This window comes from Micromonospora musae (assembly GCF_003626545.1).
Lineage (GTDB): Bacteria > Actinomycetota > Actinomycetes > Mycobacteriales > Micromonosporaceae > Micromonospora > Micromonospora musae.
Window position 1 is genome coordinate 673432 of the sequence record NZ_RAZS01000003.1, and the last position, 25435, is coordinate 698866.

Genomic DNA, 25435 nt, shown 5'->3' on the forward strand with positions numbered 1-25435 from the left:
CCGTGCGCGGATACGCGGCGACCCCGTGGCCGCCACCCCTCACAGTGCTGCCACGATGGACCGATGGGCAGGGCCAAACCGCAGCCGTCCGAGGGGTCCATAACCGCGGGGTCGGACTTCCTGCACCTGGACGTCACCGAGGCGCCGTCGGGCGGGCGCGCGGCCTGGCTCGCCGAGCGGCTGCGCGCCGCGATCGCCGACGGGCGGATCGCCGTCGGCGCCCGGCTCCCCGCGTCGCGGGTGCTCGCCGCCGACCTCGGCGTGTCCCGGGGGGTGGTGACCGAGGCGTACCAGCGGCTGGGGGAGGAGGGCCGGGTAGCCGGCTATGGGCGGGCCGGCACCGTGGTCGTGGCCGCGCCGCCGCCGCTGCCGCCCGCTCGGCCGGCCCCGGCCGCCGCGCCGGTCCCGGCCACGCTCTTCCCGCCCGATCCGGGCAGCGACATCTTCGACGCGGTACGCACGGCACCGGCGCGCATCGACCTGACCCCGGGCGTACCCGATCTGGCCGCCTTTCCCCGCGCGGACTGGCTGCGCGCCGAGCGGACCGTGCTGCGGCGGCTCGCCGCGTCCGACTTCGGCTACGGCGACCCGTGCGGCGCGCCGGCGCTGCGCGCCGCGGTCGCCACCTGGCTGGCGCGCAACCGGGGCATCGCCGTCGAACCGGCCGAGGTGATCGTCACCGCCGGCGTCTCCCAGGCGCTCGGTCTGCTCGCCCAGGCGCTGCGCCGCGACGGCGTCGACCGGATCGCCGTGGAGGAGCCGGGGTCGCTGGGGGTCCGGCAGCATCTGAACAACTGGGGCATGGCCACTCCGCCGGTCACCGTCGACGCGGCCGGGCTGCGGGTCGACGAGCTGGTCGCCACCGGCGCCCGCGCCGTGATGCTCACCCCGGCCCACCAGTTCCCCACCGGCGTGGTGCTCGACGGCGAGCGGCGTCGCCGGCTCATCGCCTGGGCGCGCGACGGCGGCCTGATCGTCGAGGACGACTACGACGCCGAGCACCGCTACGACCGCCCGCCGGTGCCGGCGCTACGCGGCTTGCTGCCGGAGCACGTCGGCTACGCCGGCAGCGTCTCCAAGCTGCTCGCCCCCGCGCTGCGGGTGGGCTGGCTGCTCGTCCCCGCCCGGCACCGGGACGCCGTGGTCGCGGCCAAGCGCAACGCGGATCTCGGCACCTCGGTGCTGCCGCAGCTGGTGCTCGCCGAACTGATGAACTCCGGCGCGCTGGAGCGGCAGCTGCGGCTGCTCCGGCGTCGCCACGTCCGCCGCCGCGACGCGATGGTCGCCGCCATCGGCCGGCACCTGCCCGGCGCGACCGTGCACGGGGCATCCGCCGGCCTGCACCTGCTGGTCACCCTGGACGGTGACGTCACGGACACGTCGTTGGCGGTCGCCGCCCTCGAACGCGGGGTGAAGGTGCAGCCGCTGTCGTGGCACTGCCAGCGGGCGAGCCGGCCGGGCCTCGTGCTCGGCTACGCCGCCAACACCGCGAGCGACATCGAGGAGGGCATCGCCACGATCGCCGCCGCGCTGCGTCGACCGCGCACCTCCTGAGACCGCGACGGCAGCGCCCGGACACCGGCACCGGACCGCCGGGGGCTCCGTCAGGTCGGCCTCGCCGACCGGCCCGCCTGTCCCCGCGCGTGTGCCCGCAGCCTCTGCCGGGTAGACCGGCGCGAGGATCCCGGACGAGTCGGACAGGAGAGGCACATGATTCGCACCACCCGCGATGTCGTGCTGGACCACCTGCGCCGTCGCATGCGGGGAGACCTCGAGGGCGACCTCCGGGAGAACTACCACCCCGCCGTCCGCCTGCTCTCGGCCGAGGGCGTCCACCATGGCCACGACGGCGTACGGCATCTCGCCGCCATCCTGCGCACCTACGTCCAGGACGGGGATTACCAGTACCGGCAGGTGCTCGTCGACGGCGACGTGGGGATGCTCGTCTGGTCCGGCCGGTGCTCCGCCGGCGACATCGCCCTGCACGACGGGGTGGACACCTACGTCGTCCGGGACGGGCTGCTGGTGGCGCAGACGATCCACTACTCGTCCGGCGCCATCGTCGACCATCCCGACGCCTGAACGCGCCCGGCCCGACGGCCGTCGGCGGCCGTGGGGGCCGGAGCCACCCTCCGACTGATCCGCCGGGGCGTCGGCGAGGAGCACGCGCGAAACCAGTACTCGTAATTTACGAAATATTATTGACACGTCTTCGCAACCGGATGGAGGATCTCGGGGCGTCCGTCCACCCCCGGGAGCAAAGGAATCCGATGTGAAACGACACGCCCTCACGGGCCTGCTCGCCCTCGCGGCGGGCCTGCTGGTCGTACCCGCGCCCGCCCAGGCCGCCCCGGCCACCGGCGCGCGGCCGGCACCCCAGCAGGTGCTGAGCCCCACCCCCTACCAGGGCTGGAACACCTACTTCGGACTCGGCGGCAACTTCTCCGAGCAGTCGGTACGCGAAGTCGCCGACGCCCTGGTCGCCCGCGGCATGGCCAAGGCCGGCTACGACATCGTCTGGCTCGACGGCGGCTGGCAGGACCCGGAGCCGCGCACCGCCGCCGGTGACCTCCAAGCCGACCGGACCCGCTTCCCCAACGGTCTGAAGCCCCTGGTCGACTACATCCACTCCAAGGGTCTGCGGGCCGGCATCTACACCGACGCCGGGCCGTACATCCCGGGCAAGTGCGGGCTCGGCAGCGGCGGCGGCTACTACCAGCGCGACGCCGACCACTTCGCCGCCCTGGAGTTCGACGCGGTCAAGGTGGACTTCCTCTGCGGCATCGCCGCCGACCTGGACCCGAAGACCGCCTACACCGAGTTCGCCCGGGCGCTGCGGAACAACGCCAGCGGTCGTCCGATCATCTTCAACCTCTGCAACCCGGTGACCTCGCCCGACTGGGGCAACTACCCGGAGGAGCAGCAGTCCACGTACTCGTGGACGTACGCCCCGGAGATCGCGCAGTCCTGGCGGACGTACACCGACGTCGGCTTCGTCGGCGACATCAAGTTCAAGGACGTGCTGCGCAACTACGACGCGAACGCGCGGCACCCCGAGGTCGCCGGGCCGGGCCGCTTCAACGACCCGGACTACCTCGCCCCCGAGCTCGGCATGAGCGACGAGGAGTTCCGCACCCAGATGTCGCTCTGGTCGGTGGCCGCCGCGCCGCTGATCGTCGGCAGCGACATCCGTAAGCTCGGCCAGACCTCCGTCGACATCCTCACCGACGCCGACGCGCTCGCCATCAACCAGGACCCGGCGGCCGTGCAGGCCGTCCGCGTCGGCCCCGCCGGCACCACCGAGACGTGGGTGAAGCGCCTCGCCAACGGTGACCGGGCCGTGCTGCTGCTCAACCGCGGCGAGAGCTCGAAGACCCTCACCGCGAAGGCGTCGGCCGTCGGCCTGAGCGGGAGCCGGTTCACCCTCAGGAACGCCTGGACCGACCAGGTCACCGAGAGCGCCGGCACCATCAGCGCGGCCGTCCCCGCCCACGGCGCGGCGCTGTTCCGCGTCGCGAAGGCGCACGGCCTGCCGGGCGTCCCGCACGTCACCGCCGGGCTTCCGCAGGTGACGAGGGTCGGCGGCGACGCGCTGCCCGAGGGCACCGCACCGGTGCTCGCCGGCGGGGATGAGGCGACAGTCCAGGTCGCCGTCCGCAACGACGGCCTGCTGCCCGTCTTCACCCCGCAGGTCACGCTGAGCACGCCGGACGGCTGGCAGGTCCGGGCGCTCGGCCGGGCGCCGAAGCTGCTGATCCCCGGTGGCAGCGCCACGCTCGGCTTCGCGGTGACCCTGCCGGCCACGGCGAGCCCCGGCACCGCCACGCTGACCGCCACCACCTCGTACGACGTGCTCGGCCACGGCCGGCTGCGGCAGCGTACGGCCGCGACCCTGGTGGTCGCGCCGGTGCCGCCCGACGGCGAGGCCCTGCTGTCGCACCACACCTGGATCAGCGCCACCAGCGGCTGGATGAGCCCGACCGTCGACCAGAGCGTCGGCGGCGGATCGCCGATCAAGATGCTCGGCCAGGTCTACCCGACCGGCCTCGGTGTCGCCTCCCCGTCCACGGTCCGCTACTACGTCGGTGACCAGTGCGGCCGGCTCGCCGCCGTCGTCGGCATCGACGACGCGGTCAACAACGTCGGCCCGGACGGTGGCACCGCCACCTTCCAGGTCGTCGGCGACGGCAAGGTGCTGTACGACAGCGGCGTGGTGACCCGGGACGCGGTGCACCAGGTCGACGTCGACCTGACCGGCGTCCGGGTGCTCGACCTGGTGGTCGGTGACGCCGGCGACGGCGGTTACAACGACCGCGCCGACTGGGCGGGCCTGACCGTCACCTGCTGAGGCGGATGCCGGCGCACCCGGGTGACGTAATCATCCGGGTGCGCCGCCGTCCTCCGTTCGGCCTCGTCACGGGGGCCGACGTGAGGGAAAGCCGCGTGGATCAGCGATCGCCCGACGGGCCGCTGCCGACGTCGGCGATGATCCGGGCGAGCTCGGCCGGGTGCGACAGGTGCGGGAAGTGGCTCCCGCCGGGCAGGACGTCGATGATCACGTTGGGCAGCACCGACTCCAACCACTGCCGGTACGGCGGCGGCGGCTCACTGCCCGCCACGTAGTGGTACGGAACGCCGAGCGACCGGATCCGCTCCAGCTCCCGTACCCGCTGCGCGGTGAACGCCTCGTCCGCCGTCACCAGGATCTCGCCCCAGTACCCGAGCAGCAGCTCCTGGCGGGGAGTGGTGGCCGTACGGACCATCTCCTGCGCGGCCGGCGGCAACTGGTCGATCCCCATCCCGGCCAGCAGCGACTCCCAGAGCCGCAGGTACTCGGGGCTGCGCAGCAGCGGCTCGTTGCGGCGCAGCAGCTCACCGAAGGGGCCCAGCAGCAGCGGCTGGTCCACGTTCACCACCCCGCGGGTCGGGTGGCGGGCGGCGTAGATCGTGGCCAACGCCCCGCCGAGCGAGTGGCCCACCAGCACCGGCCGGTCCAGGCCGGCCTCGGTCACCGCCGCATGCACCACGTCCGCGACGTCAGCGGTCTGGTACGACTCGCGTCCCGGGGACTCACCGTGTCCGGGCAGGTCGAGCACGAGCACCCGCCGGCCCGGATCGAGCGCGGCCAGTTCGCGCAGGGTCGGCCCCCACTGGGTCCGGTCGTACGTCAGGCCGTGCACCAGCACCAACGGCGGGCGGCCGCCGTCGGCCCCGTGGCTGTCGGCGGCGAGGCCACCGAACCGCCGCTGCGCGTCGCCCATCTCATCTCCCATCTCGCCGCCGGGGTCGCCAAGCCCCCGCCGAGCCGAAGTCACAAATCGTTCGATCCTATCCAGATCCAGACCGATCAACCCCCGCGCGGCCCGCCACGACGACGATCATCAAAGTCGCCGCCACCCCCCGCTCGGCTCGGCGCGGTGCACTTTCAGAGAAAGTGTTGCCTCGGCGCGTGTTGAGACAGCACTTTCTCTGAAAGCGCGCAGCTCTTGGCGGGGCGGGGCGGGGCGGGCGCGGCGGGGCGGGGCGGGTGGTGGGTCAGGATTCGTGGACGGGGCTGTTCAGACGGGCATCGGCGGCCGTCTGACCGGCGGTGTCCCCGACCGCCTCGCAGATCCCCACCGCGTCGACCCAGTGCCGGCGGGCCTCGTCCGGATCGTCCAGGGCCGCCGCCGCGTCGCCGAGGTAGAGCAGGGTGCGGCCCAGCCCGGCGGTCAGCCGGCTGCCCTCGCGTAGCCGGCGGCTCTCGGCCAGCCAGTCGTACGCCTGACGGGCCTGCCCCGGAGCTGCGGTCAGCAGCGCAGCGCCGGCGTTGAGCAGCGCCGCGGCCCGACCGGTCGGGTCGTTGACCGAGTCGTACTCGCGCAGCGCCGCACGCCACGCCTGCGCCGCGTCCAGGTGCTCACCGAGGCCGGCGTGCACCAGCACCAGGTTGGTCAACGCGGCCGCGTAGCCGCGTGCGTCGCCGAGCGCGCTGAACGTGTTCGCCGCCCGGACCAGGTGGCGGTGCGCGCCGTCCCACTCACCCCGGGCCAGCCGGGCGGCGCCCAGCGCCAGGTCGGTCAGCGCGAGTCCGGCCCGGTCCGAGCCGGAGCGGTGCCGCCGCGATCGGGCCAGGTGGTCCACCGCGTCGTCGAGCTGCCCCAGGTCGAGCAGGGCGATCCCGAGGTTCATCCGGGCCTGGGCGGTGGCCCGCCGGCCGCGCTCGGTGACCGCCAGGTGCAGCACGGCGACGGCGCCGTGCGGATCGTGCCGACGCCGGTGCAGCGCGCCCAACTCGTTGTGTGCCCAGCCGGAGACCTCGGGCCGGTCCTCGGCGGTGGGCGTGGCCAGCACCGTGGTGCAGACCTGCTCCCACTCGTCGAGCCGCTCGGCGTGCGCCAGCCAGCCGCAGAGCGCCACGGCGAGCCGGAACCACCAGCGGCGGACCCGGCGCGGCAGCGTCTCGGCCGCGCCGGCAGGCACCCGCACCACCGCCAGCAGCAGCTCCTGGTGCAGGTCGAACCAGCCGTACGGGTCCTCGTCCAGCGGCAGCGTCCACTCCCGGTCCGGCGGTGACCCGAGCGCGGCGAGGCCGGCGGCGTGCCGCTCGGCGTGCTTCGCCAGGTGCCGGGTGAGCCGGGCCTGCGCGGCGACGCGCCGGCGGAGCGGTTCACCGTCGCGCAGATGCAGCCGGGCGTACCCGGCCAGCGGCGGGCGGATCTCATAGCGGTCGCCGTCGCGGCCCCGGACGAACGCGGTGGCGGTCAGCTCGTCCAGGAGCGTGGCCACCTGCTCGGGGCGGCGGGCGGCCAGCGCCGCGATCGTCGCCCGATCCACCGGGGCCGGGGTGAGCGACATCAGCCGGTAGAGCCGGCGGGCCTCGGCGGAGAGCGCCCGGTACGCGGCGTCGGCCTCGGTGAGCAGCCGGGCGGCCGGGGCGAGTGCGATGCGCTGGTGCGGCGGTGTCCGTACCGCCCGCTGCAGCGCGTCGAGCACGTCCGCGTGCCGCCAGCTGTGCTGCGCCGCCCGGTAGCCCAGCGCGCGTACCGCCCGGGGTTGCCGTCCGCAGATCTCCACGATGTCCCGCACGAGCGGGTCGGTGCGCGGGTCGACGCGACGGTTGCGGGCGGCGGGGGCGGCCGCGCCCCCCGCCGCGAAGATCTCGACGGCGTCGTCGACGTCGGGCTCGTTGATCCAGCGCTCCGCCACACCCTGGAGACCGATCAGCGCCGGCCCGCCGGCGAGCAGCAGCCGGCAGGTGCGGGTGGTCGGCGGCAGCAGCGGACGCACCTGCTCGGGGCGGTCGACGTTGTCGAGCACCACCAGGATCCGCCGGCCGTCGAGGTGCCGGCGCAGCGCGTCGGCCGCTTCGGCGAGCGCCTGCGCGCGGCCGGAGGTCGGCGGCGGTGTGCCCAGGATGCGGGCCAGCGCGGTGAGCACCTGCCTTGCCGAGCGGGGCCGCCCACCGGGGCGCAGGTCGAGGTAGTACTGCCCGTCCGGAAAGTCGCCGCGGCAGCGGTTGGCGGCCTGGATCGCGCACGCCGACGTGCCCACAGCCCGCCGCCCCCGTACGGCCACTGCCTGCTCGCGCCCGAGCAGCTCGGTGACGTCGTCCACAGCGGCGTCCCAACCGGGCATTCGTCCCGGCGACGGCCAACCGTTCATCCGCTCCGGCGGCAGGGTCGGCGCGCCGCTCGGGGCCGAGACGGCCTCCCCGGACTCCGGCCGGTCGAGCCGCCCGGCCCGGCGGCGGCGTACGTCGAACACCACCCAGCCGAGCCCGCCGCTGATCACCAGGGCGAGGCTCGCCGGGCCGAGGATGCCGGCGGCCAGCTCGGAGAGGAGGTTGCTGGCCAGGTTGACGATCACGCCGCCGACCACCGTGCTGACCGCCACCAGGAACGGCCAGCGGGGCGGTCGTCCGCCCTCGCGACCGGTCGGGCCGGTCACCGGACACCACCGGAGACGAGGCCGGCGACGAGATGCCGCCGGGCGAGCACGACCAGCAGCACCGGCAGCGTCGAGGCGAGCACCGAGCCGGCCGCCAGCGCGCCGCTGTTGGCCACGAAACCGCGAGTCTGCCCGGCCAGGAACAGCCCGAGCGGAGCCGAGTCCGGGCCGCTGAAGAGCAGCCCGACCACCAGGTCGTTCCAGACCTGCACGAACTCCAGCACCGACACCGCGACGATCGCCGGGCGGCAGTGCCGGGCCAGCCGGCGCAGCGTGCCCCACCAGTGCCGGCCACCCAGCTGGGCGGCGCGCATCCGACCGGTCGGCAGGTCCGCGAACGCGTTGCGCAGCACCAGCACCGCGAACGGCACCCCCAGCGCCACGTGCACCAGCACCAGACCACGGGCGGTGCCGGAGGAGAGCGCCACCCCGAGCACCTCGTTGACCGGCCCGGCGATCACCTGCACCGGCACGACGACGGCGATCATCAGCAGCAGGCCGGTCACCTGCGCGGCCGGCCCGGTCAGCCCGGCCAGCGGGTACGCGGCGAGCAGCGCGACGACCAGCACCGTGGCGGTGACCCCGGCGGCCAGCAGCAACGTGAAGCCCAGCGACCGCCACAGCTCCGAACCGGTGAGCACCTCGCGGTAGGAGGCGAGGCTCGGCGGCGCCGACCACCAGCTGCGCGCCGCGGCGTCCACCGGCCCGTGCAGCGACGTCGCCACCAGGGCCGCGAGCGGTACCAGCCAGGCCGCGGCGGCGCCGGCGGCGAGCAGCCGGAACAGCCGTGGCGGCGGAGCCGCCACCGGGTCCGGTTCGGCGGCCCGCGGGGGCGGCCACGCCTGCCGGATGAAGAGCGCCGCCACCAGCATGCCGGCGGCGACCGCCGCCAGCCAGATCACGCCGAGCGCCGCGCCCTCGCCGGTGGTGGTGCCGCCGGAGGTCTGCCAGACCCGCAGGGCGAGCACCGCCGCCTCGTCCCGCACCGACCCGGGCGCCATCACCAGGATCAGGTCGAAGGTACGGCTGGTGCCGAGCGCCACGAGGGCGAAGACCACCGCGACCGTACGCAGCAGCAGCGGACGCCACTGCGCGTCCCAGAGCACGTGCCGGCGGGTTCCGCCGTACGCGCGGACCGCGTCGGCGAGGCTCGACGGCAGCCGGTCCAGGGCGGCCCGGAACACCAGCATCGCCAGGCCCACCCACGCCCACACGAAGGCGGACATCAGCGCCACGGTGACCAGGCCCGGACCGAGCAGCTGCGGCACGTCGTCGCCGCCGCGCCCGGTCAGCCGCGCGGCGACCAGGGTGGCCAGTCCCCGGGACGGGTCCGGGTCGTACATCAGGCGGAACGTCACGCCGGTGACCACGAGCGGCAGCGCGGTCGGCACCACCAGGATCAGCCGGACCAGCCGGCCCTCCTCGGAGCGGCGGGAGGCGACGGCGAGCAGGTAACCGAGCCCGGTCACCACGGCCGGCACGAGCAGCGCCCACAGCACTGTACGACCGACCACCGCGCCGGTGCCGGGCGCGGCCAGCACGGCCTTGAAGTGCGCGGCGCCGACCCAACGGCCGTCGCTGGTGACGCTGGCGTGCAGGGTCCGCAGCACCGGCCAGAGCACCAGGCCGCCGAGGAGCAGCGCGGCGGGTAGCAGCAGGGCGGTGGAGGCGCGCGCCGCCGGGTACGCCCGACCGCGGCGGGGCGGCCCGACGTCGTCGAGCACGACCGGTTCGCCGAGCACGGGCAGCCCGCTCATCGGCCACCACCGGCGCCGCGCGCCGCCGCGGAGAGCAGCTTGGTGCTCCGCCGGATCGCCTCGGCGGCCGGTACGCCGTCGGTCACGTCGGAGAAGAAGTCCTGCATGATCCGCCAGATGCCGACCCCGTCGGTGCCGGTGAACGGGCCGGGCAGGCGGTCGGAGAGGTCGAACCGTACGGTTCCGGCGGTACGCATCTCCCGGGCCAGTCGCTCACGCAGCGGGTCGGCGTAGTCGGCGAGGGGCACGGCGACGTCCGGTGACAGGTAGCCGCCCGCGCGCAGCCAGGGCCGGAAGACGGTGGCGTCGGTGAGCCAGCGGACCAGCTCGACTCCGCTCTGGGCGCCGGCGAACGCGACGGCGGCGTCACCACCGACGATGAGGGGGCCCTCGCCGGGCCGGGTGCCGGGGAAGCGGAAGGTCGACGGCTCCTCCGCCCCGCGCCGGAAGCGTCGGGCCACACCGTCGGCGAAGTCACCCTCGAAGACCGTCACCGCCCGGCGGGTGTGCACCACCTGGATGACCGACTCCTCGTACTGGGTGAGCAGCGCCCGGCGACCGCCACCGGGGAACGCGCCGTCGATGCTCCAGATCTCGGCGAGCCGGTCCAACGCGTCGCGCACCGGCCGGCCCTGCCAGTCGCCCCGCGGCCCCGCGAGCGCGTCGTACCCGTCGGGCGCCACGTCGGCGAGCACGTTCTCGAACCAGTCGGTGAGGACCCAGCCGTCGGCGGCGCCGACCGCCAGCGGGGCCGGGCCGTCGCCGCTTCGGGCCCGGGTAGCGAGCCGACGGGTGAGCGCGACCAGCTCGTCCCAGGTGGCCGGTGGCTGCGGCAGCACCGAGGGCAGGCACCAGAAGAGAGACTTGTGCGCGGCCTTCACCCAGACGCCGTAGGGCCGCCCGTCAGCGTGGAGCAGCCTGGTGAGGCCGTCGGGCACCGTGTGCCCGGGCGCCGGGGTCAGTGGGCTGAGCCAGCCCCGCCGGGCGTACTCGGTGACCAGGCCCGGGCGGGGCAGGATCGCCACGTCGGGGCTGGTGCCCGCGAGCTGCCGGGCCCGCAGGAACGCGTCGATGTCGTTGCCGGCGCTGACCACGTGCACCGGGTCGTGGTACCCGGCCACCACGGCGCGGAAGGGCGCGAGCTCCCCGCCGCTCCAGACCACCGCCACCTGCACGGCCCGACCACCGTCGGAGCAACCCGTCGCGATCGTCGCGGCGCCGGCCGCGGTGGCCCGCAGCAGCGTGCGACGGCTCGTCCGCCCCGACGCCGTCACCGTCGGCCCGCCTCGGGGTCGAGCCGTACCCGGGTGGGGATCTGCGCCAACGTGGCCGGGTCGGTGGTGCAGACGAGCACGGACACGCCGGGCGCGTCCGCCGGGGAGAGCCGGGGGAGCAGGTCGTCGAGGCGACCGCCGTCTGCCAGCCCGGACGGCAGGTCGATGACGAGCACCTCGGGCAGGCAGGCGGCGGCCCGCGCCAACGCCACGCGGAACCGCTGGGCGTCGGAGAGCACGTGCGGCAGCAGGGCGAGGGTGGGTGCCAGCTCCAGGCGTTCGACGACGGTCGCCGTCCAGTCGTCGGCCATCTCCCGGACCCGTTCCCGCTTGCGCTGCCCGTACTCGATGTTGCGGCGTACGGTCAGCTGCGGCAGCAGCGCCCCGCCGGCCGGCACGTAGCCGATCTGCCGGCGTGGCGGCGGTAGGTCGGTGACGTCCCGCTCGCCCACCAGGATCCGCCCGTCCCGGGGCGGCGCGAGCCCGGCGAGCACGCGGGCGACCGCGGTGCCGAGGCGGGGCGGCGCCACCAGGGCGGCCGTACGGCCCGCCGGCACCTCGAGGGTCACCGGCCCGGTGTCCGGTACGGGAATCAGCGCGCGTAGCCGTAGCGTGACTCTCACCTCCGGTGACGTCGTCGTCCCTCTCCCAGGGTGGCACATCACGCCGGTGATCGATGTCCGCCGCCACGCTCCATGCTGGAGTCGTGATCAGGTCGGCTGGTAGATCCGGGCCAGTTCCGAGGCGGTGGCGGCCAGCCGGTCGCGCAGCTCCGCCGGCGCGAGCACCTCCACCTCGGCGCCGAGGCGCAGCAGGTCGCCGTGCGCGTGGGTGAGCGATTCGATCGGCAGTACGGCGGTCGTCCAGCCGTTCCCGTCCGGTGGCCCCGCGCTGGCATCCACCGCGGCGACCACCACGTCGTTGGCGATCTCGCCCAGCCGCTTCCGGCCGGCGGGGGAGAGCCGCACGGTCGCCTCGTCCCGGTGCAGCCGGGCCCGGAACTCGCGTACGTGCGTGCGCCACCAGGCCGGCAGGTCGAAGTCGGCGGGCCGGTCGAACCCCTCGTCGAGCGGGGTCAGCGCGAGGATCTGGTTGACCCGGTAGGTGGCCGGGGTGGCGCGCTCCGGCCGGCCGGCCACCACGTACCAGCGGCCGGCTTTCAGGACCAGCCCGTACGGCTCCAGGACGCGGGTCACCTCGCCGTTCCAGCTGCGGTAGCGGACCTCGACGCGTCGCTGCCGCCAGACCGCGTCGGCGGTGGACGTCAGGTGTGGTGACGCGTCACCGTCGGCGTACCAGCCGTGGGTGTCGAGGTGGAATCGCTGCTGGAGCAGGGTGGCCCGCTCACGCAGCGGGGGCGGCAGCGCGGCGTGCAGCTTGAGTTGGAGCGCGGCCACCACCGCGCCGTCGCCCAGCTCGTCGGCCGGTCCGGGCAGTCCGGTCAGGAAGAGCCGGTCCGCCTCCTCGGCGGTCAGCCCGGTCAACCTGGTCCGCCATCCGTCGACCAGCTGGTAGCCGCCGGCGTGCCCGGCCTCGCCGTAGAGCGGAACGCCGGCGGCGTGCAGCGACTCCACGTCCCGGTAGATGGTCCGGACGGAGACCTCCAGCCGCTCGGCGAGCTGAGTGGCGGTCAGCCGGCCGCGCGCCTGCAACAGCAACAGCAGGGAGACGAGTCGACTGGCCCGCATTCCACTGACACTAGTTGTCAGGAGAGTGCTTCTACCGTCCCGGCATGGCATTTCGCGACAAGAACCTTCAGGTGCCGGGGCCGATCACGGTCGCCGGCCGGCAGCTCAAGCGCTACCACGTCGACCAACCCGAGCGACCGATCGAGCCGGAGGTGGAGAAGGCCGCGTACGAGGTGCTGCCGACCCTGCTGCCGGAGCCGGACGGCACCCCGCCCGCCGGCTGGGTGGTGCTGCACCGGGGCGCGGACACCGGCGCCTACCTGCTGGCGTACTGCTGGACCTGGGACAACGTGATCGAGGTGCGCAGCGCCGTGGCCGGCCAGCCGGTGCTGGGCTGCCCGGACGAGGACCCGACCCACTTCGTCCCGCTGAACCGACCGGCGATGGGCTGCGTCTGGGAGCTCGGCGTGCTGGAGCACGAGCGGGCCGCGTGGATCCGGCACGTGCTCGCGCCGCAGCGACCGGACGTCGAGGCGTACCTGACCGACACGCGCGCCGAGGGGCCGGTGGGCGTCCGATGAACGACTTCGACTTCCTCGTCGGCACCTGGGACATCGTCAACCGGCGGCTGACCAAGCGGCACGTCGGCTCCGACGAGTGGGACGAGTTCCCGAGCGTGAAGGTGGCTCGCCGGTTCTTCGACGGCGCCGGCAGCTTCGACGAGATCACCTTCCCCACCAAGGACTTCTCCGGCGCGACGGTACGGACGTTCAACCCGGCCAGCGGTGAGTGGTCCATCTACTGGATGAACAGCGCCAAAGGAGTGGTGGAGACGCCGCCGTTGGTCGGCCGGTTCGTCGACGGCGTCGGCACCTTCTACGCCGACGACGTCGACGAGGGCCGGCCGATCCGGTGCCGGTTCATCTGGTCGGAGATCACCGCGACCTCCGCCCGCTGGGAGCAGGCGTTCTCCACCGACGGCGGGCGCACCTGGGAGACCAACTGGATCATGGAGTTCACCCGAGCGTCGCTCGACTAGTCTCTCGGCCGTGCGGAGATGGATCCGGATGGACCCGTGGCGGGGGCGGCAGGTGGTCACCAGCCTGTTCCTTCTGGTCGGGACCGTGTTCGCTGTGCTGCTTCTGGTAAACGGCGGGGAAGCGCTGGCCGGTGGAGTCGACGTGGTCACCGCGCTGGGCATAGCGGGCGCGATGGCTCTCATGGGCGTCTGGCTGACGTTCGCGGCCCGGCTGCATCAGGCCGGGGTGTACGTCGGTGAGCGCGGCGTCCGGCTGCGGCACGTCTTTCGCACCCGGACGCTGCCGTGGGAGAAGGTGACGGGGTTCGTGGCCCGTCGCGCGTTACTCCTCGGCGAGCCGACGATCCGCCAGGCGGTTTGGGTGCTGACCGTCGACGGTGCGTTCGAGACACCGGTCCAGCGCCGGTCCCGGGCGATGGGGTGGCGCAAGGAGGTCGGACCGGTGCTCTCCGAGTCGGACTTCGAGCGGTTGCTGAACCGCCTCGACGCCGAGCTGGCCGACGTTCGCGGCCGCGTCCCGGCTCAGGCGGACGGCGGAGTGGTGCTGCGGTAGATCGCGGAGAGCCAGACGTCGAGCAGTACGTCGACCACGTCCGCCTCGGCCACGGCCGGCCCGTCTCCGGCGAGCGTCGCGTAGGTGACCCGCTCGTTCATCGAGTTCAGCGCGACTGCGAGGTCCCGGGCGGGCAGCCCGTCCGGGGCCGCGCCGCGCCGCCGCTCGGCCTCGATCGCCGTCTCGGTGCACCGTACCCAGCGCTCCAGCACCGCCGCCCAGAGTTCGCGTACCTCGGGGTTGGTGGTGCGCGCCTGCGCGCAGGCCAGCACGACGGCCCGGTGGGCGCGGAACGTGTCGTGGAACCGGCTGATCAGCTCCCGCCAGCGCGTTCGCGGGTCCTCGGCGACCCGGTCCAGCACGGTGCCGGCCGCCGCGTCGGCCTCTTCGGTGACCCGGTCGAGCAGGGTCAGCAGCACGGCGTCCTTGGACGGGAAGTAGAAGTAGAAGGCGGGGCGGGAGATGCCGGCGCCGCGAGCCAGGTCGTCGATGGAGATCTCGGCGAACGGCCGGCCGGTCATCAGCCGCTCCGCGGTGGCGAGGATCGCCAGCTCACGCTGGTCGCCGGAGCGACGGCCGACCCGTCGGCCGCGCGTGCTGGCGGTCCCGGCGGCGGCGCGGGCGGTCGTCATGGTCGTCGATGCTAGCGGGTTTCGACAGGGTGTCGAGATTGTTGACAGGGTGTTGACCGGCGTCGACGCCGATGGATAGGGTCCGGTCCACCGCCCCGGGGAGCTGCCATGGCCTGCGATCACGTCGACGTGCTCATCGTCGGCGCCGGGCTGTCCGGTGTGGGCGCCGCCTGCCAGCTGCGACGCGACTGTCCCGACAAGACGTACGCGGTGCTGGAGGCCCGCGACGCCATCGGCGGCACCTGGGACCTGTTCCGCTATCCGGGCGTCCGGTCCGACTCGGACATGTTCACCCTCGGCTACTCCTTCAAACCCTGGACGAACCCGAAGGCGATCGCCGACGGCGACTCGATCCGCGAGTACGTCCGCGACACCGCCCGCGAGTACGACGTCGAGCGCCACATCCGGTTCCGGCACCGGGTGGTCAGCGCCGAATGGGACAGCGTCACGGCGCGTTGGACGGTACACGTCCAGCGCGACGACACCGCCGAGACGACGGTGCTGACCTGTGGGTTCCTGCACGTCTGCGCCGGCTACTACCGCTACGACGCCGGCTACACCCCGCAGCTGCCCGGCGTCGAGCGCTACGCGGGACGGCTGGTCCACCCGCAACAGTGGCCGGCCGACCTCGACCACACCGGCCGGCGCGTCGTCGTGATCGGCAGCGGCGCCACCGCGGTCACCCTGGTGCCGGCGATGGCCGACCGGGCAGAGCACGTGACCATGCTCCAGCGCTCACCGACCTACATCGTCGCGCTGCCCTCCCGGGACCGGCTCGCCGACGCGCTACGGCGCTGGTTGCCCGCCAGGGCCGTCTATCCGGTGGTCCGCTGGAAGAACGTCCTGCTCGCCACCGCCAACTTCCAGCTCAGCCGGCGAGCGCCCGCCCTCATGCGGAGGGTGCTGCGGCGGGCCGCCCGCGGTCACCTACCGCCCGGCTACGACGTCGACCGGCACTTCTCGCCCCGCTACGACCCGTGGGACCAGCGGCTCTGCGTCGTGCCCGACGGGGACCTCTTCGCCGCCGTCCGCTCCGGCCGGGCCTCGGTGGTCACCGACACCGTCGACACGTTCACCGAGCGCGGGATCCGGTTGTCCTCCGGCGAGGAGCTGCCCGCCGACATCGTGGTCACCGCCACCGGCCTGAACCTGCTCGCCCTCGGCGGCCTGACGCTGCGGGTGGACGGCACCGCTGTCGACCTCGCGAGGACCGTCGCCTACAAGGGCATGATGCTCTCCGGGGTGCCGAACCTCGTCATGACGATCGGCTACACCAACGCCTCCTGGACGCTGAAGGCCGACCTGGTGGCCACCTACCTCTGCCGGCTGCTGCGGCACCTGGACCGCACCGGGCAGCAGATCGTCACCCCGCAGCCGCCGCCGGACGACGACCGGGTGCCGCTGATCGACCTCCGCTCGGGGTACGTGCTGCGTAGCCTGGACGCGTTGCCCAAGCAGGGCCGCTCCGCGCCCTGGCGGCTGTACCAGAACTACCCCCGGGACGTGCTGCTGCTGCGGCACGGCCGGCTCGACGACGAGGGCGTGCGGTTCTCCCGCGCGGGCAGTCCGGAGAGGAGCGTGACGCGTGCGTAGCTTCGACTTCGCCGCCGGTACGGCCGTGCTCACCGGCGCCGCGAGCGGTATCGGCGCGGCGCTGGCTGACGGGCTGGCCCGACGCGGCAGCCACCTCGTCCTGCTCGACCGGGACGCCGAACGTCTCGACGCCGTGGCCGCCGCCCTCCACGCCGCCCACCCCGACCTGGAGATCGACACCCATGTCGTCGACTTGGCCGACGCCGCGGCCACGGACCGGGTCGCCGCCGAGATCCGGCGACGGCACCCCCGCGTCCGGCTGCTGATCAACAACGCCGGGGTCGCCCTCGGCGGCCGCTTCGACCAGGTGACCCTCGAGGAGTTCAGCTGGGTCGTCGACATCAACTTCCGGGCGGTGGTGCGGCTGACCCACCGACTGCTGCCCGCGCTCAAGGCCGAGCCCGGCGCGCACCTGGTGAACGTCTCCAGCCTCTTCGGCCTGATCGCCCCCGCCGGGCAGGCCGCGTACGCGGCGAGCAAGTTCGCCGTCCGCGGCTTCACCGAGGCGCTGCGTCACGAGCTCGTCGACGACGGCATCGGCGTCACCTCGGTTCACCCGGGCGGGATCAACACCCGCATCGCCGCCAACGCCCGAGTCGGCAGCGGCGTCGACGTCACCGAGCACGAGCGCGGCCTGCGTCAGTTCGAGAAGCTGCTCACCATCGCGCCGGCCACCGCCGCCGAGGTGATCCTGCGCGCCGTGGCGCGCCGGCGCGGCCGGGTGCTGATCGGCTGGTCCGCGAAGCTGCCCGACCTGCTGGCCCGGCTCGCGCCCGCCTCGTACGGCCGGGTCCTCGCCCTCGGTCTGCGCCGGGTCGCCGCGCCGGCCCGGTCGGGCGGGTCGCCGCCTCCCACGTCACCGGCGTCTGGTGTGCCCGCCCAGCGCCGGGTCGACCAACCCGCGGGCGAGAACACGAGGGAGGCGACATGACCACGGCAGAGCGGCCGCGGCACGTCACCGTCGCCGGCCGGCGGGTACGGCACCGGATCGACGGCGTCGGCGAACCGGTGGTGCTGCTGCACGGCATCGGCCGGAGCATGCGCGACTTCGCCGCGCAGCACGAGCTGCTCGCCGAGCGGTTCCGGGTGCACAGCGTCGACCTTCCCGGCTACGGCGGGTCACTCCCGATGGTCGACCCCTACAACCTGCCGTCGCTGGCCCGGTTCGTCGGTCGGTACCTCGACGCGGTGGGCGTGCACCGGCCGGCGCACCTCGTCGGCAGCTCGCTCGGCGGGGCGATCGCCATGCAGCTGGCCGTCACCGAACGTCACCGGGTCGGGAGCCTCGCGCTGGTCGGCAGCGCCGGTTTCGGCCGGGAGGTGTCCCTCGCGCTGCGGCTGCTCACGCTGCGGCCGCTCGGCCGGGCGATGCTGGTGCCGAGTCGGGCGGCCGCCCGCCGGACGGAGCTGGCGCTCTTCCACGACCCGGCGTTCGCCACCGCGGAGCGGATCACGTACGCCCTGGAGGCCGCGCGCCTGCCCTACACCGCCCGGGTGCTGCTGGCGACCGCCCGCAGCCTCGGCCAGTACCAGGGCGTCCGCCAGCAGTGGCGGCAGGACCTGCTCGCCCGGATGGCCGAGCTGGACGTGCCCACTCTGGTGGTCTGGGGTGAGCGGGACCGGGTCCTGCCGGCGGCCCACATCGAGGCCGCCCGCGCCGCGCTGCCGAAGGCGCGCACCCATCTCTTCCCCGACTGCGGGCACCTGCCGCAGATCGAGCGGGCCGAGGAGTTCCACCGGCTTCTGCTCGACTTCTGGGGCGTCTCCGTGCCCACCGGCGGCCGGCCGACGACCACCACCGGGCCCGCCCCCGACGCGGGCAGCTGAACGGTCAGCTGGTGTTCGAGGAGGCTCGCCCGGCGCAGTAGGGCATGGCCTTCTCAAGCACCCGCTCAGGGCGCGGTGCTGCCCCGCTTCTCCTCCTGGGCCAGCACCGCGTCCCGGTGCTCCGGCTCGTTGCGGCAGGCCAGCTCCGCGGCGAGCCGGGGGTCGTCGACCAGCCGAGCCCGGTTGCGGTGCAGGAACATCTCGAACCCGCCGCTGTACGGGCAGGCCAGGTCACCGAGCGCCCGCTCCGGCGAGTAGCGGCACCCGACGCAGTAGTCGCTGATCTCGTCGATGTACGTGCCGTCCACCGCGTACGGACGGGTCTCCACCGGCGGCGACTCGGCGTGGTGGCTCATTCCGAGCACCGTCGCGTTCATCACCCAGTCCGCACCGTCGACGAACGAGCGCTGGAACCAGTCGACCAGCTCGGCCGGCCGCCAGCCGCGTTGCAGCGCGTAGTTGCCGAGCACCAGCAGCCGCGGCACGTGGTGGGTGAACGCCGTGTCCCGCACCGTGGCCAGCACGTCGGCGAGGCAGCGCGCCTCGACCGCGTCCGCGTCCAGCTCGGCGAACCACTGCGGCATCGGCTCGGTGGCGGCCAGCCAACCTTCGCCCAGAGGTCGGGGCTCGACGTACCAGTAGAGCTGCCAGAGGAACTCCCGCCAGCCGAGCAGGCCACGAATGAACGACTCCACCGCCGCCCGCGGGGCCAGCCGATCGTGCCACGCCTGTTCCGCCGCCCGGACGGCCGGTCGCGGGTCCAGCAGACCGAGGTTGAACGACGAGGAGAGGCCACTGTGCGCCAGCAGCGGGTCGTGCGCGCTCATCACCTCGGCGTACCGGTCGTACTCGGGGAGCCGGTGGCGCAGGAAGTGCGCGAGCCTCGCCTGCGCCTCGGTGTTCGTGGCCGGGAAGCGGCGCGGGCCGTCCCGGCCCATGAACCGGACCCCGTCGGCCGCCCACCGGTCGAGGTCGTGGCGCACCTGCGCGTCGATCTCGTCCTCGACGACCGGCGGTGGCGGCGGCACCGGCCGGGTCGCGTCGGTCGAGCGGGGTGGACGGTGGGTCGACGCACTCTCGGCCGGGGCGGAGAGCACCTCGTGGCGGCGCAGGGCGTGCCGGTGGAAATCGTCCAGCCGCAGCGGGCCACGCTGCCGCTCGGCCCAGGCCGCGAACTCCGTCGGGCTGGTGATGAACCCGCGGGCCGGCAGTATCGCCAGGCCGGGCACGGATCGTGCGAAGCGCATCGCCGCCCGCGAGTGTGGATGGCAGACCTCGACCGGCTCGGCGAGCTGGTCGAACGCCTCCCGGAACGTGCCGGTACGCAGCAGGAGCCCGCGGTCGCCCAGTTCGGCGGCGCGGTGCCGCAGCGCGGAGAGGATCAGGTGAGCCTTCTGCCGGTGCATCGGTCGCCGCCGGAACAGCTCCCGCGCCTCGATGAGCAGCACCGGTTGGTCGGAGTCGTCGAGGAAGTGGGGCCCGAGCTGGTCGGCGAGCAGCCATCGACGGCAAGACATGAGCCAATTCTGCCTACTTGAGCGCGGCTGTGTCCCATACCGGATGCGTACGGGTCGTCGCGTTCGGCTGACCGACTCACCCGTGAACGCCGGCCGGACCGGCGGCGGCGTCCGGGGCGGTGCTCTCCGGCGCCGTGCTCAGCCGCCGGACCAGCACGGTGACCACCACCAGGCAGAAGAGCAGGACCGCCACGAAGTGCGCCGGTGCCGGCCCGAGCGGGGTGAGCAGCACCAGGGCGGCCGTCGCCAGGAAGGTGGCGGTCAGCCAGCGGTGCTGTCGGCGGCGCACGTGCAGTGCCCAGAGGGTCATCACGTAGACCGCCACCGGCATGGCCACCGCGTACCCGGCGGTCAGCTGGGAGATGTGCGGATTGTCGCTTTCGTGGTCCACCTCCACCGCCAGGCCGGCGCCGACCGCGGCGACCGAGGCGAAGATCAGGTAGTGGCCGTATCCCCAGAACAGTGCCTGGCGCAGTTGGTCCGGCATCTCCACCGGCCGGTCGAAGTAGAGCCACCAGAGCGCGAACACGATCACCGTGCCGGCTGCGGCGAGGGACCAGAGTTGATGTTCGCCGGCGTCGATCCCGGTCTGGATCGCCACGGAGGTCACCAGCACCACCTCGCCGAGCACGATCAGGGTGAACAGGCCGTACCGCTCGACGATGTGCCGCGGATGCCAGGGGGTCATTCCCGGCCGCTCCGCCAACGCCGGCACCAGCAGTTCGGCGATGACCAGCACCAGGAAGGCGGCGATCTGCCAGCTGTCGGGCAGCATCAGCCGCAGCAGCCAGCCGAGCTGCACCACGAACACGCCGCCGGCGTACCGGAGGGCGGCGGGACGGTGCGCCGGGTCGCCGGCCGCGGCCCGGGACCAGTGCACGATCGTGGCGAGCCGCATCACCACGTATCCGAACGTGATGGTGGCGAAGTCGCCCTCGGTGAACGCCCGCGGCACCCCCGACGCCAGGATCAACGCGCCGGCGATCTCCACCAACGTCGTGATCCGGTAGACGTCGTCGTCGGTGTCGTACGCGGAGGCGAACCAGGTGAAGTTCATCCACGCCCACCAGATGGCGAAGAAGACCATGAAGTAGTGCCCGGCCGCGAGGCCGATGTGCCCCTCCGACAGGGCGTGGTGCAGGTTGTCGGCGGCCTGCGCCACCGCCACCACGAAGCAGAGGTCGAAGAAGAGCTCCAGCGGCGTCGAGGTGCGGTGCGGCTCGTCCCGTCGCCGCCCCGTCATCCGCCGGTACCACGGGCGTGCGGAGCGGGTCTGGGTCACACGCGCTCCTCGGGCCGGCCGTCGTCCACACGATAGCGAGCAGTCCCGTCGGCGCGGGCCAGGTTCGCGTCCCTGCCGCGCCGGCGACGACACGCTCCGCCGGCTCGGCGGTGACGTGCTGACCGGCCGTGGCGTGGACCCGATTATGCCTCGCCCGGCTCGGCCGGACCGGAGGTGGTGCGAAGTGGACCTCGACGGGCTGCCGCACCGCACCGGCCTGCCCGGGTGGAACCGATTTCGGCTGATTGATGGTCATCGACGGGAGCGCCGACCGTACCTAGCATGGGGGTGAATGGATCTTCGGCATCCACCCCTGGCCGAACCCGGCCGTCAGCCCGACCGAAGGAGACGCGAGTGCGTCGATCTCCCCATTTACTGCTACTCGGCGTCGGCGTGTCCGGCGCGCTGCTCCTGAGCGCCGCCCCGGCGAGCGCCGCGGCGCGGCCCACCACCCCGCCGCCCGGCATCGTCGTCAGTGACGGCATGACCCAGCCCGTCTTCTCGCTCGCCGACGCGATCGAGGAGCGGGTGTACGTGCAGACCCCGGTCGACACCGACCACGACGGGCACCGCGACCGGGTGGCGATCGACATCTCCCGGCCCCGGGAGACCGCCACCCAGGGGATGAAGGTCCCGGTCATCTTCGAGCACAGCCCGTACCGTAAGGACACCTGGGGCGACGTGCCGTACCCGAGCGTGCTCGTCGACGACCTGCCGCAGAACGGCCAGACCCACCGCTCCGGCCTGCGTGCGCTCGACCTGGGCGTCCAGCGCGCGGAGGCGAAGGCGAACCTGCCCGGCTCGCTCGACGACTACTACGTGCCCCGTGGCTACGCCGTCGTGCTCGGCCAGAGCGTCGGCACCGCCGACTCCGACGGTTGCCCGACCAGCGGCGACCAGGCCGAGACGCTCGGCACCAAGGCGGTCATCGACTGGCTGAACGGACGGGCCAAGGGGTACGACGCGAGCGGCGCCCCGGTCACCGCCGGTTGGACCACCGGCGCGGTCGGCATGACCGGCGTCTCCTACAACGGCACCCTGCCCAACCAGGTCGCCACGACCGGGGTCAAGGGCCTCAAGACCATCGTGCCGGTCTCCGCCATCAGCAGCTGGTACGACTACTACCGGGCCAACGGCCTGGTCGTCGCGCCCGGCACCTACCAGGGCGAGGACACCGACATCCTCGCCCAGTTCACGGCCGGGCAGACCCGCGCCGAGGGACAGTGCGCCGACGAGATCGCGAAGCTCACCGAGGAGCAGGACCGGGTAACCGGCGACTACACCAAGTTCTGGTCGGACCGCGACTACCTCGACGCGCGCAACGTGCAGGCCAGCGTCTTCGTCGTGCACGGGCTCAACGACTGGAACGTGAAGACCGAGCACTTCGCCGGCTGGTGGGACCAGCTGGCCAAGCGCGACGTCCCGCGCAAGATCTGGCTGCACCAGGGCGGGCACGGCGGCCCCGGCAGCAACGCGTCGGTGACCCTGCCCGACGGCCGCACCTGGACGTACAAGCAGACCGAGAACCGCTGGTTCGACTACTGGCTGTGGAACGTCCGCAACGGGATCATGGACGAGCCGACCGCGGTGTTGCAGCGGGAGGACCGGGTCTACACCACGTACGCCAACTGGCCCGACCCGGCCGCCCGCGAGGTCGCGGTGAAGCTCGCCGCCACCGACGCCACCGCGCCCGGCACGCTCACCACGGGCAGGCAGCCGAAGGGCAAGGTCGAGCAGCGCTTCGTCGACGAGGGCCGCACCATTCACCCGGACACCCTGGTGGCCGGTCCGGACACCGCGAGCCCGAACCGCCTCGCGTACCTCTCCCCGGCGCTCGATGAGGATGTCCGCATCTCCGGCCGACCGGAGATGCGGCTGCGGATGGCGATCGACAACAAGCCGGACGCGAACCTCACCACCTACCTGGTCGACTACGGTCCGGCCGGCTCGACCGCCGCGCCGACCGTGGTGACCCGGGGCTGGATGGACCCGCAGAACCGCAAGAGCGCGGCCCGCACCGAGCCGCTCAAGCAGGGCAAGCTGTACGACCTCCGGTGGACCCTGGAGCCGAAGGACTACATCTTCCCGGCGGGTCACCGCATCGGCGTGGTCGTCTTCTCCAGCGACCAGGAGTACACCCTGCTGCCGAATGGCGGCACGAAGCTGCGGGTCGCGCCGAACGACAGCGAACTGCGGCTGCCCGTCGTCGGCGGGCGGGGCGTGCTCGGCTTCTGAGCCGACCGGCGGCCGGACGACGATCCGGCGACCGGAGGTACCGACCAGGGTGGGGCAGTCCGTCACGGGCTGCCCCACCCGCATCTCCGGATCGTTTCCACCACACCGGGCGACCGCGGTCCGGGACGGCCGGTGGTGCACGCCACGTTGCCGCCGACCGGGCCCGGGCAGGCCCGGAGCCCGGCCGAGGATGGGCACATGAAGTGTCCCTCCGCCGAGCCGCACCTCGCCGAGCGGACCCGGGAGCGCCGCGCCGGCACCGCGGCCGACGGCGCCCGTTGGGCTTCCGGACACCGACGGGCCGCCCCGGCCACCGACGTCGACCCGGCCGCCGTGCCGCGGACACCGCGGTGAGCGCCGCCGTTCCCGCCCGCCGCCGGACGGCCGTACTGGTCTGGGGCGTGGCCCTCGCCGCGTACGTCGCCGCGGTCTTCCACCGCAGCTCCCTCGGCGTCACCGGGGTCGACGCCGCCCACCGCTTCGACATCAACGCCTCCGCGTTGGCGACCTTCTCCGTCGCCCAACTCGCCGTCTACGCCGCGATGCAGGTTCCGGTCGGGGTCCTCCTCGACCGCTTCGGCTCACGCAAGCTGCTGGTCACCGGCGGCGCGCTGATGGTCGCCGGGCAGCTCTGCTTCGCCCTCGCCACCGACGTACGCCTCGCCGTGGCCGCCCGGGTCCTCGTCGGCCTCGGCGACGCCATGACGTTCATCAGCGTGCTGCGCCTGGTGACCTTCTGGTTCCCCGGCCGCACCAACCCGCTCATCGTGCAGCTCACCGGCACCTTCGGGCAGCTCGGCGCCGTCCTCGGCGCCGTGCCGCTGGTGGCGCTGCTGCACCACTTCGGCTGGACCCCGGCCTTCCTCGTCGCCGCGGCGCTCGGCACCAGCGTCGTGTTCCTGGTGCTCGTCGCCGTACGGGACACGCCGCACCGGGACAGCCTCGCCGGTCCGCCGCCCCGACTCGCCGACGTCCGCCGGGAGCTCGCCGCCGCCTGGGCCCAGCCCGGCACCCGGCTCGGACTCTGGACGCACTTCGTCACCCAGTTCTCCGGCTCGGTCTTCGCGCTGCTCTGGGGCTACCCGTTCCTGGTTCAGGGGCAGGGCCTGACACCCACCACGGCGGCCTCTCTGCTCACCCTGATGACGGTGGCCGGCCTGCTGGTCGGGCCGGTGCTCGCGCAGCTGTGCGCCCGGCACCCGTACCGTCGCTCGGTGCTGGTCTTCGCCGTCGTGGGCGCGACCGCGACGGCCTGGGCCGTGGTGCTCGCCTGGCCCGGGCCGGCGCCGCACTGGCTGCTGGTGGCGCTGGTGCTGGTGCTGGCGCTCAACGGTCCCGCCTCGATCATCGGCTTCGACTACGCGCGCACGTTCAATCCGGTCAGCCGCATCGGCAGCGCCACCGGCATCGTCAACGTCGGCGGCTTCGTCGCGTCGATCGTGCTGGTGCTCGCCGTCGGAGTGGTGCTCGACCTCGCCACCCCGGCCGGGCTCGACAGCCCCGACCTCACGGCGTTCCGGTGGGCCTTCGCGCTGCAGTACCTGCTCTGGTCGTTCGGCGCGGTACAGGTGTTCCGGCACCGCAACGCGACCCGCCGTCGACTCGCCACCGAAGCGGCCGCGCGTCGCGACCCCGCCGTGGCGGTCGCGGCGGGGGAGTGACCGGTCCCTGTCCTCGCGGTCCGACGGGAGCCGCGGCGGGAGGCCTCAGCGGCCCAGCCTCTTGCGATGAGTGAGGTCGTCGAGGACGAGGGTCAGGCCCGCACCGACCAGCCAGAAATCCTTGGCGATCGGCGTGCCGGCCTCGGTGGGACGCATGCTGCCCGGCTGCCGTAGCCCGGGTGTCTTCAGGTAGAGCTGCACGAGCCCGGCGCCGAAGGCGGCGAGCCCGAGCCCGACCAGCGCCGACGGGACGAACGGGGCGAGCAGTGCGGTCCCCAGCGTCGCCTCGCTGTACGAGAGCAGCTTCGCGAACCGGTTCGGCGGAATCTGCCGCAGTTGCGGAATGGCGCCGACGGCCATGGCATGCGTCGCCTGCGCCGCCTCTCCCTCCATGCCCCGCTTCGTCAGCCCCGAGTTGAGCATGAACACGCCGATCGCGGCGCGTAGCGGCAAGTGAACCAGCTTCATGATCACTCCTGCGGTGAGGGCCGGATCGTGCCACCGCCTA

At 73.7% G+C, this 25435-nt stretch carries 22 protein-coding genes; 12 read left to right on the forward strand and 10 right to left on the reverse strand.

Annotated elements, in window-relative coordinates; genetic code table 11:
• The first annotated feature begins 63 nt into the window (after positions 1 to 63).
• The 3 genes from pdxR to D7147_RS11150 all read left to right on the forward strand — a co-directional run bounded on the left by pdxR (position 64) and on the right by D7147_RS11150 (position 4348).
• Positions 64 to 1554: a MocR-like pyridoxine biosynthesis transcription factor PdxR gene (gene pdxR / locus D7147_RS11140; RefSeq protein WP_120676401.1), complete on the forward strand. Its 1491-nt coding sequence runs from the start codon at positions 64 to 66 to the stop codon at positions 1552 to 1554.
• A 156-nt stretch (positions 1555 to 1710) separates the two neighbouring features.
• The gene (locus D7147_RS11145; RefSeq protein WP_120676403.1) at positions 1711 to 2082 is read left to right on the forward strand and encodes a nuclear transport factor 2 family protein; all 372 of its coding nucleotides are present in this window, start codon (positions 1711 to 1713) and stop codon (positions 2080 to 2082) included.
• 190 nt (positions 2083 to 2272) lie between these two features.
• Positions 2273 to 4348: an NPCBM/NEW2 domain-containing protein gene (locus D7147_RS11150; protein WP_120676406.1), complete on the forward strand. Its 2076-nt coding sequence runs from the start codon at positions 2273 to 2275 to the stop codon at positions 4346 to 4348.
• Positions 4349 to 4448: 100 nt separating this feature from the next.
• On the opposite strand, the gene D7147_RS11155 is transcribed toward D7147_RS11150, so the two are convergent.
• The 6 genes from D7147_RS11155 to D7147_RS11180 form a co-directional block, all read right to left on the reverse strand.
• Complete coding sequence (locus D7147_RS11155; RefSeq protein ID WP_120676408.1) at positions 4449 to 5261, reverse strand: alpha/beta fold hydrolase; 813 nt, start codon at positions 5259 to 5261, stop codon at positions 4449 to 4451.
• 274 nt (positions 5262 to 5535) lie between these two features.
• Positions 5536 to 7929 (reverse strand): tetratricopeptide repeat protein, encoded by a 2394-nt coding sequence (locus D7147_RS11160; RefSeq protein ID WP_120676410.1) that lies wholly within the window; start codon positions 7927 to 7929, stop codon positions 5536 to 5538.
• Positions 7926 to 9686, reverse strand: a complete 1761-nt coding sequence (locus D7147_RS11165; RefSeq protein WP_120676412.1) for an ABC transporter permease — start codon at positions 9684 to 9686, stop codon at positions 7926 to 7928. Before D7147_RS11165 ends, D7147_RS11160 begins: the two co-directional genes overlap by 4 nt.
• Entirely contained in the window at positions 9683 to 10960 is a 1278-nt protein-coding gene (locus D7147_RS11170; protein WP_158609343.1) for an ABC transporter substrate-binding protein, read from the reverse strand. The genes D7147_RS11165 and D7147_RS11170 overlap by 4 nt, the downstream gene beginning before the upstream one ends.
• On the reverse strand, positions 10957 to 11583 hold the full coding sequence (locus tag D7147_RS11175; protein ID WP_158609344.1) for an ATP-binding cassette domain-containing protein: 627 nt from the start codon (positions 11581 to 11583) through the stop codon (positions 10957 to 10959). Before D7147_RS11175 ends, D7147_RS11170 begins: the two co-directional genes overlap by 4 nt.
• Before the next feature lie 87 nt (positions 11584 to 11670).
• Positions 11671 to 12648: a helix-turn-helix transcriptional regulator gene (locus tag D7147_RS11180; protein WP_120676416.1), complete on the reverse strand. Its 978-nt coding sequence runs from the start codon at positions 12646 to 12648 to the stop codon at positions 11671 to 11673.
• Between the two features lie 44 nt (positions 12649 to 12692).
• On the opposite strand from D7147_RS11180, the gene D7147_RS11185 reads away from it, so the two are divergent.
• From D7147_RS11185 to D7147_RS11195, 3 genes are read left to right on the forward strand one after another with little or no spacing between them, the layout of a single operon-like run.
• A complete protein-coding gene (locus D7147_RS11185; protein ID WP_120676418.1) occupies positions 12693 to 13169 on the forward strand; it encodes a hypothetical protein in 477 nt (158 codons plus the stop codon).
• Entirely contained in the window at positions 13166 to 13627 is a 462-nt protein-coding gene (locus D7147_RS11190; RefSeq protein WP_120676420.1) for a hypothetical protein, read from the forward strand. Before D7147_RS11185 ends, D7147_RS11190 begins: the two co-directional genes overlap by 4 nt.
• Positions 13628 to 13637: 10 nt before the next feature.
• Entirely contained in the window at positions 13638 to 14180 is a 543-nt protein-coding gene (locus tag D7147_RS11195) for a PH domain-containing protein (protein ID WP_147434558.1), read from the forward strand.
• On the opposite strand, the gene D7147_RS11200 is transcribed toward D7147_RS11195, so the two are convergent.
• Positions 14150 to 14812: a TetR/AcrR family transcriptional regulator gene (locus D7147_RS11200; RefSeq protein ID WP_120676424.1), complete on the reverse strand. Its 663-nt coding sequence runs from the start codon at positions 14810 to 14812 to the stop codon at positions 14150 to 14152. The genes D7147_RS11195 and D7147_RS11200 overlap by 31 nt on opposite strands.
• A gap of 108 nt (positions 14813 to 14920) precedes the next feature.
• On the opposite strand from D7147_RS11200, the gene D7147_RS11205 reads away from it, so the two are divergent.
• The 3 genes from D7147_RS11205 to D7147_RS11215 are packed head-to-tail and all read left to right on the forward strand — an operon-like array spanning position 14921 to position 18232.
• Complete coding sequence (locus D7147_RS11205) at positions 14921 to 16405, forward strand: flavin-containing monooxygenase (RefSeq protein ID WP_120676426.1); 1485 nt, start codon at positions 14921 to 14923, stop codon at positions 16403 to 16405.
• Positions 16398 to 17336 (forward strand): SDR family NAD(P)-dependent oxidoreductase, encoded by a 939-nt coding sequence (locus D7147_RS11210; RefSeq protein ID WP_120676428.1) that lies wholly within the window; start codon positions 16398 to 16400, stop codon positions 17334 to 17336. The genes D7147_RS11205 and D7147_RS11210 overlap by 8 nt, the downstream gene beginning before the upstream one ends.
• Positions 17333 to 18232 (forward strand): alpha/beta fold hydrolase, encoded by a 900-nt coding sequence (locus D7147_RS11215; RefSeq protein WP_120676430.1) that lies wholly within the window; start codon positions 17333 to 17335, stop codon positions 18230 to 18232. The genes D7147_RS11210 and D7147_RS11215 overlap by 4 nt, the downstream gene beginning before the upstream one ends.
• A gap of 65 nt (positions 18233 to 18297) precedes the next feature.
• Here the strand turns inward: D7147_RS11215 and D7147_RS11220 are convergent, their stop codons facing one another.
• A complete protein-coding gene (locus D7147_RS11220; protein ID WP_120676432.1) occupies positions 18298 to 19749 on the reverse strand; it encodes a cryptochrome/photolyase family protein in 1452 nt (483 codons plus the stop codon).
• A 76-nt stretch (positions 19750 to 19825) separates the two neighbouring features.
• Positions 19826 to 21031: a low temperature requirement protein A gene (locus D7147_RS11225; protein WP_120676434.1), complete on the reverse strand. Its 1206-nt coding sequence runs from the start codon at positions 21029 to 21031 to the stop codon at positions 19826 to 19828.
• A gap of 354 nt (positions 21032 to 21385) precedes the next feature.
• On the opposite strand from D7147_RS11225, the gene D7147_RS11230 reads away from it, so the two are divergent.
• The 3 genes from D7147_RS11230 to D7147_RS11235 all read left to right on the forward strand — a co-directional run bounded on the left by D7147_RS11230 (position 21386) and on the right by D7147_RS11235 (position 24927).
• Positions 21386 to 23266 carry a Xaa-Pro dipeptidyl-peptidase gene (locus D7147_RS11230; RefSeq protein ID WP_120676436.1) on the forward strand — a complete coding sequence of 627 codons (1881 nt, stop codon included), beginning with the start codon at positions 21386 to 21388 and terminating at the stop codon, positions 23264 to 23266.
• A gap of 198 nt (positions 23267 to 23464) precedes the next feature.
• Positions 23465 to 23620, forward strand: coding sequence for a hypothetical protein (locus tag D7147_RS32410; protein WP_158609345.1), 156 nt, complete (start codon positions 23465 to 23467; stop codon positions 23618 to 23620).
• Positions 23617 to 24927, forward strand: coding sequence for an MFS transporter (locus D7147_RS11235; RefSeq protein WP_120676438.1), 1311 nt, complete (start codon positions 23617 to 23619; stop codon positions 24925 to 24927). The genes D7147_RS32410 and D7147_RS11235 overlap by 4 nt, the downstream gene beginning before the upstream one ends.
• Positions 24928 to 24972: 45 nt before the next feature.
• Here the strand turns inward: D7147_RS11235 and D7147_RS11240 are convergent, their stop codons facing one another.
• Positions 24973 to 25395, reverse strand: coding sequence for a hypothetical protein (locus tag D7147_RS11240; RefSeq protein WP_120676790.1), 423 nt, complete (start codon positions 25393 to 25395; stop codon positions 24973 to 24975).
• Between the last annotated feature and the right edge of the window lie 40 nt (positions 25396 to 25435).

Bases quoted from the DNA above. Each gene is read 5' to 3' on its own strand.
- pdxR (WP_120676401.1), top strand. From the start codon at position 64: ATGGGCAGGGCCAAACCGCAGCCGTCCGAGGGGTCCATAACCGCGGGG.
- D7147_RS11145 (WP_120676403.1), top strand. From the start codon at position 1,711: ATGATTCGCACCACCCGCGATGTCGTGCTGGACCACCTGCGCCGTCGC.
- D7147_RS11155 (WP_120676408.1), bottom strand. From the start codon at position 5,261: ATGGGCGACGCGCAGCGGCGGTTCGGTGGCCTCGCCGCCGACAGCCAC.
- D7147_RS11165 (WP_120676412.1), bottom strand. From the start codon at position 9,686: ATGAGCGGGCTGCCCGTGCTCGGCGAACCGGTCGTGCTCGACGACGTC.
- D7147_RS11180 (WP_120676416.1), bottom strand. From the start codon at position 12,648: ATGCGGGCCAGTCGACTCGTCTCCCTGCTGTTGCTGTTGCAGGCGCGC.
- D7147_RS11185 (WP_120676418.1), top strand. From the start codon at position 12,693: ATGGCATTTCGCGACAAGAACCTTCAGGTGCCGGGGCCGATCACGGTC.
- D7147_RS11190 (WP_120676420.1), top strand. From the start codon at position 13,166: ATGAACGACTTCGACTTCCTCGTCGGCACCTGGGACATCGTCAACCGG.
- D7147_RS11200 (WP_120676424.1), bottom strand. From the start codon at position 14,812: ATGACGACCGCCCGCGCCGCCGCCGGGACCGCCAGCACGCGCGGCCGA.
- D7147_RS11205 (WP_120676426.1), top strand. From the start codon at position 14,921: ATGGCCTGCGATCACGTCGACGTGCTCATCGTCGGCGCCGGGCTGTCC.
- D7147_RS11215 (WP_120676430.1), top strand. From the start codon at position 17,333: ATGACCACGGCAGAGCGGCCGCGGCACGTCACCGTCGCCGGCCGGCGG.
- D7147_RS11220 (WP_120676432.1), bottom strand. From the start codon at position 19,749: ATGTCTTGCCGTCGATGGCTGCTCGCCGACCAGCTCGGGCCCCACTTC.
- D7147_RS32410 (WP_158609345.1), top strand. From the start codon at position 23,465: ATGAAGTGTCCCTCCGCCGAGCCGCACCTCGCCGAGCGGACCCGGGAG.
- D7147_RS11240 (WP_120676790.1), bottom strand. From the start codon at position 25,395: ATGAAGCTGGTTCACTTGCCGCTACGCGCCGCGATCGGCGTGTTCATG.